This window comes from Anoxybacillus sp. CHMUD (assembly GCF_013096965.1).
Classification (GTDB): Bacteria; Bacillota; Bacilli; order Bacillales; family Anoxybacillaceae; genus Anoxybacillus; species Anoxybacillus kestanbolensis_A.
Map to the genome: position 1 here is coordinate 1 of NZ_SDLG01000039.1, position 6,030 is coordinate 6,030.

The 6,030-nt window shown below is 43.7% G+C and carries 9 protein-coding genes and 1 pseudogene; 5 read left to right on the plus strand and 5 right to left on the minus strand.

Annotated elements, in window-relative coordinates; all coding sequences use genetic code 11:
* Window positions 1–167: 167 nt before the first annotated feature.
* From ETB99_RS15130 to ETB99_RS15220, 3 genes and pseudogenes are all read left to right on the plus strand, one after another.
* Window positions 168–341 (plus strand): uracil-DNA glycosylase, encoded by a 174-nt coding sequence (locus tag ETB99_RS15130; RefSeq protein ID WP_309138160.1) that lies wholly within the window; start codon window positions 168–170, stop codon window positions 339–341.
* A gap of 113 nt (window positions 342–454) precedes the next feature.
* A pseudogene (locus ETB99_RS15215) lies at window positions 455–724 on the plus strand (NAD(P)-binding protein); the annotation flags it as partial.
* A 39-nt stretch (window positions 725–763) separates the two neighbouring features.
* Window positions 764–1,060: a cation:proton antiporter regulatory subunit gene (locus tag ETB99_RS15220; RefSeq protein ID WP_256368208.1), complete on the plus strand. Its 297-nt coding sequence runs from the start codon at window positions 764–766 to the stop codon at window positions 1,058–1,060.
* 17 nt (window positions 1,061–1,077) lie between these two features.
* Here ETB99_RS15220 and ETB99_RS14360 read toward each other — a convergent pair whose 3' ends face one another.
* On the minus strand, window positions 1,078–2,694 hold the full coding sequence (locus ETB99_RS14360) for a glycoside hydrolase family 13 protein (RefSeq protein WP_171700910.1): 1,617 nt from the start codon (window positions 2,692–2,694) through the stop codon (window positions 1,078–1,080).
* 104 nt (window positions 2,695–2,798) lie between these two features.
* Between ETB99_RS14360 and ETB99_RS14365 the strand changes: the two genes are divergently transcribed.
* Together ETB99_RS14365 and ETB99_RS14370 are read left to right on the plus strand one after the other, a co-directional pair.
* Entirely contained in the window at window positions 2,799–3,035 is a 237-nt protein-coding gene (locus tag ETB99_RS14365) for a YwdI family protein (RefSeq protein ID WP_035020177.1), read from the plus strand.
* 11 nt (window positions 3,036–3,046) lie between these two features.
* Complete coding sequence (locus tag ETB99_RS14370) at window positions 3,047–3,409, plus strand: DUF423 domain-containing protein (RefSeq protein WP_128999571.1); 363 nt, start codon at window positions 3,047–3,049, stop codon at window positions 3,407–3,409.
* Window positions 3,410–3,435: 26 nt separating this feature from the next.
* Here the strand turns inward: ETB99_RS14370 and gerQ are convergent, their stop codons facing one another.
* The 4 genes from gerQ to ETB99_RS14390 form a co-directional block, all read right to left on the minus strand.
* Window positions 3,436–3,879: a spore coat protein GerQ gene (gerQ, locus tag ETB99_RS14375; protein ID WP_171700911.1), complete on the minus strand. Its 444-nt coding sequence runs from the start codon at window positions 3,877–3,879 to the stop codon at window positions 3,436–3,438.
* 18 nt (window positions 3,880–3,897) lie between these two features.
* A complete protein-coding gene (locus tag ETB99_RS14380; RefSeq protein ID WP_171700912.1) occupies window positions 3,898–4,320 on the minus strand; it encodes a cell wall hydrolase in 423 nt (140 codons plus the stop codon).
* Window positions 4,321–4,442: 122 nt separating this feature from the next.
* Window positions 4,443–5,189, minus strand: a complete 747-nt coding sequence (gene hemQ / locus ETB99_RS14385; protein WP_171700913.1) for a hydrogen peroxide-dependent heme synthase — start codon at window positions 5,187–5,189, stop codon at window positions 4,443–4,445.
* Between the two features lie 68 nt (window positions 5,190–5,257).
* A complete protein-coding gene (locus tag ETB99_RS14390; RefSeq protein ID WP_128999575.1) occupies window positions 5,258–5,821 on the minus strand; it encodes a YqaA family protein in 564 nt (187 codons plus the stop codon).
* Window positions 5,822–6,030: the final 209 nt, after the last annotated feature.

The following is a 6,030-nucleotide window of genomic DNA, read 5'->3' on the forward strand; positions in this document are numbered from 1 at the left end:
AGAAAAGTATCAAAAAGAAAATTACATTTCAAGTTTTGCAGGTGCGGTTTATGAACTGATCCGTAAAGGCTTGAAAAAGCAATGAAATACATCCATACATTGAAACACAAGGCGGCTAGGGCTTACATCCCCTAGCCTAAAGGCATAGGGGTTTTACGCCCAATCATATAAACTGTTATGCATGCAAACATTTTTACGTCACGTGGGACCCGCAGCTGCCGCGCGGTTGTCGTGCGTTCGGTTTCAAAAGTGCTACGCTCCCTTCCATTGTCGTGAAACAATCGTCTGGTACGCCGTGCATGAAGTTTGCTAAAAAAGAAAATAAGGGGAGAAACGAATGAGTTCATCGCGCTCCATCGTCGTTTCTGTCGTCGCGATGATGGCAAATCATATTATCGTATGCGGATTTGGGCGCGTTGGCGAACAAGTGGTGCGCTAGCTTGTCAAAAATGGGACACCTGTCGTTGTTATTGAGCGAAAGACGGATTGGCTCGAAGAAATGGACGACCCTCTTCCGTACGTCGAAGGGGATGCGACAGAAGATGACGTATTGATCGCGGCAGGCATTGAACGGGCGGCTGGCTTAATTGCCGCGTTGCCATCTGATGCTGATAACGTCTTTATTGCCTTAACAGCAAAAGGAATAAACCGCGACATTCAAGTTGTCGCGCGTGCCGAGCGGCCAGAATCAGAAGAAAAATTGCGGCGCGCCGGTGCGGACAAGGTGATTAACCCTTCATTTTTGGGCGGCCGGCGCATGGCGATGACGATATTAAAGCCAGTTACTGTCGATTATGTTGATACGATTTTTCACGACCGTACCGAACAATACGCCATTGAGGAAGTAAAGATTGAGCCTCATTCTTCATTTGTTCATACGTCTGTCGGCGATCAAGCGGTAAAGACGCGCTTTCGAGTGACGATTATTGCTATTCAGCGGCAGGACGCCATCATTGGGAACCCGCCCCCAGATGAGCGGTTTTGCGCGGGCGACATCGTCATCGTCTTTGGGGAAAAACGAGCGTTAGAAGCGTTTGAACAGGCGGTAAACAAAAAGTAAGCAGCCACATCGGCTGCTTACTGTAATGCATAAATTCTCGCTTCGTGTGGGCGCATATGAAGCGTCGTTCCTTCTTCTTTGACGTCTGTATAGTTGCCGAGCAAGAGATGGTGGCTTGCAGAGCTGAGCTCTTCTGGCAATGTATATACGTTGTCGCTGTCGCAATGATTTAAAACGATCAGCCAGCGAACGCCATCGAGCTCGCGTGTATAGGCATAAATATACGGCTCATTTTCTGAAAGATCGCAGAACGTGCCGTACACCATGACTGGATTTTGTTTGCGTAATTGAATAAGCTTTTTATAGTAGTAGTACACCGAGTTTGGATCCGCTAACGCTTGTTTCACGTTAATTTCTTTATAATTCGGATTCACTTTTAACCAAGGCGTTCCCGTCGTAAATCCTGCATGTTCGCTATCGTCCCATTGCATTGGTGTGCGCGAGTTATCGCGGCTCAATAGCTGCAAGCTTTCTAGCACTTCTTTCGGATCGCGTCCTTTCGCGACTTCTTCCGCATATTTGTTTTTCATCGCAATGTCGTTATAGTCATCAATTGAGTCAAATTTGACGCCCGTCATGCCGATTTCTTCTCCTTGATAAATATATGGCGTTCCAGGCAACGTATGCACGAGCGTAGCGAGCAATTTCGCTGATTCAACACGGAACTGTTTATCGTTTCCGTAGCGCGTCACTTGTCGCGTATGGTCGTGGTTGTTTAAAAATTGTGAGTTCCATCCTTTCCCCCACAACCCTTCATACCAACGTTTTTGAATTTGTTTAAAGCGAATCGGATCCCATGTCGGCATTTCGTCGCATACTTCAAAATGGAACAGTGTATGTAGCTCGTTTCGGTCTTCCCCAACATATTTTAAGCCTTCTTCTGGCGATACGAAAGCAACTTCCCCGACGGTAAAAATATCATAATGTTTAAGTACTTTGTCGTGCATTTCTTGTAAATACTCGTGCACGCCCGGATTGTTTGTTAAATAGCGAATGTCATACGGATTTTCTGCGTCCGGAAATCCGTCTGGCTTCGCTAATAAAGCAATCGCATCTAAACGGAATCCGTCGATGCCTTTATCTAACCAAAAGCGCATCATTTTATAAATTTCTTCACGAACTCCTTTATTTTCCCAATTCAAATCTGGTTGTTCAACTGCAAAGGAATGGAAGTAGTATTGCCCTGTTTTTTCATCGTATTCCCATGCGGACGGTGTAAAGTACGAACGCCAGTTATTTGGCTTGTCACGCCATATGTACCAATCGCGCTTCGGGTTGTCTTTTGACGAACGCGACTCAATAAACCAAGGATGTTGATCGGATGTATGGTTTACGACAAGGTCCATAATTAATTTCATTCCACGTTGATGCACTTCGTGAAGCAGGCGATCAAACGTCTCCATATCCCCTGCTTTATCCATAATGCGATAATAGTCTGAAATGTCGTATCCGTTATCTTTATCTGGTGACTCGTAGCACGGATTGAGCCAAATGACATCGACCCCTAAATCGTGAATGTAATCGAGCTTTTGAATGAGTCCTTCTAAATCACCGTATCCATCGCCGTTTGAATCAAAAAAGCTTCGCCAATATACTTGGTATACGACAGCTTCTTTCCACCATGTCCGTTTCATTTGTTGTCACTCCTTTGTCCAATTAAAGCGTTTTCAATTTGAAAAGTTGCTATGTATAAGATACCATTGTTGTAAAGGAAAAAGAAGTAGGGAGTGAAAACGTTTTGGACATATCGGTGACAAATGTATTAACAAAGATCGAAGAAGAAATCGCACAGGCGAAGCAGTCGTCCTCACCGCAGGCGATGCGTGAGCATATATATGCGGTTCGCGCATTGTGCGATGTCATTTTACAACAACGATCACAAAATGTGACGGCGATTACGATACCGCAGCCGACAACAACTGAACGATTAGATATCGATGCTGAAGCGAACGGACCATCATTACTTGATTTTTAGGGGGAATGAACATGAAAATATTTACAATTATCGCTTCCATTAGCGCAGCATTATGTGTCGCGCTCGGTGCATTCGGAGCGCATGTGCTCGAAGGGAGAATTCCAGAGCGATATATAGACACGTGGCAAAAAGCGGTGCAATACCAAATGTTCCATACGGTTGGTTTATTTCTCGTTGCGTTGTTTGCGACAAAATGGCCGAACGTGACGCCGGTTGGATGGTTTATGCTTGTAGGGATCGTGTTATTTTCAGGTAGTTTATATGTACTAAGCTTAACACAAATCAAAATACTTGGAGCGATTACACCGTTAGGGGGGGTATCGTTTATTATCGCTTGGTTACTTTTAGCGTATACTGCGATCAAACATATGTAAAACGAGGCGCGTTGGACGCCTCGTTTTTAACGTGGAGCATATGTGCTTAATCCGACACCTGGTGCAAATGGATATTCATAATTAATTTCTTCATCAAATGTCACATAGTCGAGATAAATCATTGGCAATAAGTAACGCATCCCCGTTTGGGGATCGCTTAAAATTAAATGATCGCGACCAGCTGCTTCAACGACGCCGCGGAAAATCTTTGCATTCCATTCACGATTGTTTTCAAACGTCATATAAACGGTTGCGATTTTTCCTTTGTTTAGTCGTAAAATGTTTTCAATGTACGATTCTTCGAGCGGAAGCATGCCAGGTAGCGGCTGGCTTGCGGTCGTTGGTGTTTGCATCGCTCCCGTTTGGGGCGTAAACGTTGGTGTAGGCAATCCAAATGGATATGTTGGCATTTGGTACGGATAGTAGTAAGGATATGCATAATAAGGAACTTGTTGTCTTTCTTCACTCATACTAATCCCTCCCTTAAATTAATATACGCGTGGACAATCCGAGCGAGTTGGCGCGTAAAAACAATGAGATTTGAAGCGACCGGTATTCCATTGATTAAACCATCGTGGTGGACAAGGACCATCTGGTCGGAAAAACCAAAGCGCATTCGTTGCTGGATGAAATCGCTCACCGCGAATGACGCGCCGGGCAAGGCGCATGTCTTCTTTGCGGGCACGTTGATAAAAATACCCCTTTTGTACAGCTTCAAATCCCCCAGGACTTTGGAATACCATTTGTCGAATGGTACGCAGTCCAATAAAATCTAGACAGTCTGCGATGACTCGATTAATTCCTACGTTCCCTACCATAAGCATGCCGAGCTGTCCATCTCCTTCTGCCTCTGCGCGCATGAGACGCGCAAGCAATTTGACATCTTCTTCTGTATATGCAACAACAGCCATCCCTTCACCTCGCTTTATGGAAATCGCTATTAGCCTATGATGAAACATGCGAAAATGTGAGGAAAGTCGTCATTGTTATATGTATGAAGCACATCATAAAAAAAGACCTCCAAATCGGAGGTCTATACATGTAAAAGCGATTGTATTTTTTCCTTTGGCAAGATGTTCCCAACAAAAAACGAGCCAAACTCACCAAATCGTGCGCTTACTTCATCGAAACGCATTTCGTACACAAGCTTTTTAAACAGAAGGACATCGTTTGAAAAGAGAGTGACGCCCCATTCGTAGTCATCAAAACCGACAGAGCCCGTAATAATTTGTACGACTTTTCCTGCATATTTTCGTCCTGTCATGCCATGTGCGCGCATTAAATTGCGGCGTTCTTCCATCGGAAGCATATACCAATTATCATTTCCTTGACGACGCTTGTCCATTGGATAGAAGCATACGTGATTTGTTTTCGGTAAAATCGGATATAAACGGCGGCGCACTTCTGGGTTTTCATACGGATCGCCAGCTTCTGCCGGCAAATAGTTGCTTAGCTCAACGACAGAAACGTATGAATACGCAGGGATGAGATATTCAGCTAACTTTGTTTTGTTGATTGCTGTTTCAATTTCATGAAGTTCTTCCATCGTTGGACGTAAAAGCATAAACATGATATCTGCTTTTTGCCCCATAATCGTGTAAATGGCGTGACTTCCCTCTTTAGCCGCTTCCGTTGTTTCCCATTTTTCCACTAGCGTTAAAAACTCATGAATTGCTTCTTGACGCTCATCATTTGAGAGCGTTTTCCAAGCCACCCAATCAATTGTGCGAAAATCATGCAGGCAATACCAACCTTCTAACGTTTGTGCTGCTTCGCTCATATGTCACACTCCTTTTGTATGTACTGTTAAAAATTTTATCATATGTGTTTCGTTTATGACAAACCGCACTATTTCGATCGTTTGTAAATGAGGAAAGCGATGACCATGACTATTCCACCGACGATCGTAATCGTTGTGAAATGTTGCTCGATAAATGATTTCGCTTGCGCACCTAAGATGAAAATAATGAGCCCTTCGGTGAAAAAGCGCGCTCCGCGGCCGATGGACGACCAAAAAAGCAACGTGCGAATGCTGACGTTTGAAATGCCTGAGAAAATGGTAAATACTTTATACGGAATAGGTGTAAATCCTGCGATGACAATCGCCATCGCTCCGTATTGTTGAAAGTATTGCTCGACTTTGTCCATTTTTTCATCAGAAATCAAATAGCGCAAAACCGGTCTGCCAAATTTTTTCCCGATGTACCATCCAAGCAAGGCGCCAAGTACGGAAGCGACGGTCGTTAAAAACGAAAACCATAATGCTTTCTCCGGCTGCGCGAGGCTTAACGGAATTAATAACACATCAGGCGGGATAGGGAAAAAAGAAGATTCCGTAAATGAAACGATAACTAAACCAATGACGCCAAACTCAAGCAACCATTGTTCAAGGTGATGAATCCATTGTGACATACGTAACGCTCCTTCGTATTGTGCATGTTTTTTAACAAATATATCACTTTTTAAGTGATATATCACTTGAAATAAAAAAACAGTTTGAGTCAAGACTTTGTGGGAGATTTTTTTCTCGACCGATTTTTTTGGTTATATATGGTTTTATAAAATCGTTATATGTAAGCGCTTTTACTTACTCTCATCCTGTAGGTATGTGCGTTTTCTCT

Bases quoted from the DNA above. Each gene is read 5' to 3' on its own strand.
- ETB99_RS15220 (WP_256368208.1), top strand. From the start codon at position 764: ATGACGATATTAAAGCCAGTTACTGTCGATTATGTTGATACGATTTTT.
- ETB99_RS14360 (WP_171700910.1), bottom strand. From the start codon at position 2,694: ATGAAACGGACATGGTGGAAAGAAGCTGTCGTATACCAAGTATATTGG.
- ETB99_RS14370 (WP_128999571.1), top strand. From the start codon at position 3,047: ATGAAAATATTTACAATTATCGCTTCCATTAGCGCAGCATTATGTGTC.
- gerQ (WP_171700911.1), bottom strand. From the start codon at position 3,879: ATGAGTGAAGAAAGACAACAAGTTCCTTATTATGCATATCCTTACTAC.
- ETB99_RS14380 (WP_171700912.1), bottom strand. From the start codon at position 4,320: ATGGCTGTTGTTGCATATACAGAAGAAGATGTCAAATTGCTTGCGCGT.
- hemQ (WP_171700913.1), bottom strand. From the start codon at position 5,189: ATGAGCGAAGCAGCACAAACGTTAGAAGGTTGGTATTGCCTGCATGAT.
- ETB99_RS14390 (WP_128999575.1), bottom strand. From the start codon at position 5,821: ATGTCACAATGGATTCATCACCTTGAACAATGGTTGCTTGAGTTTGGC.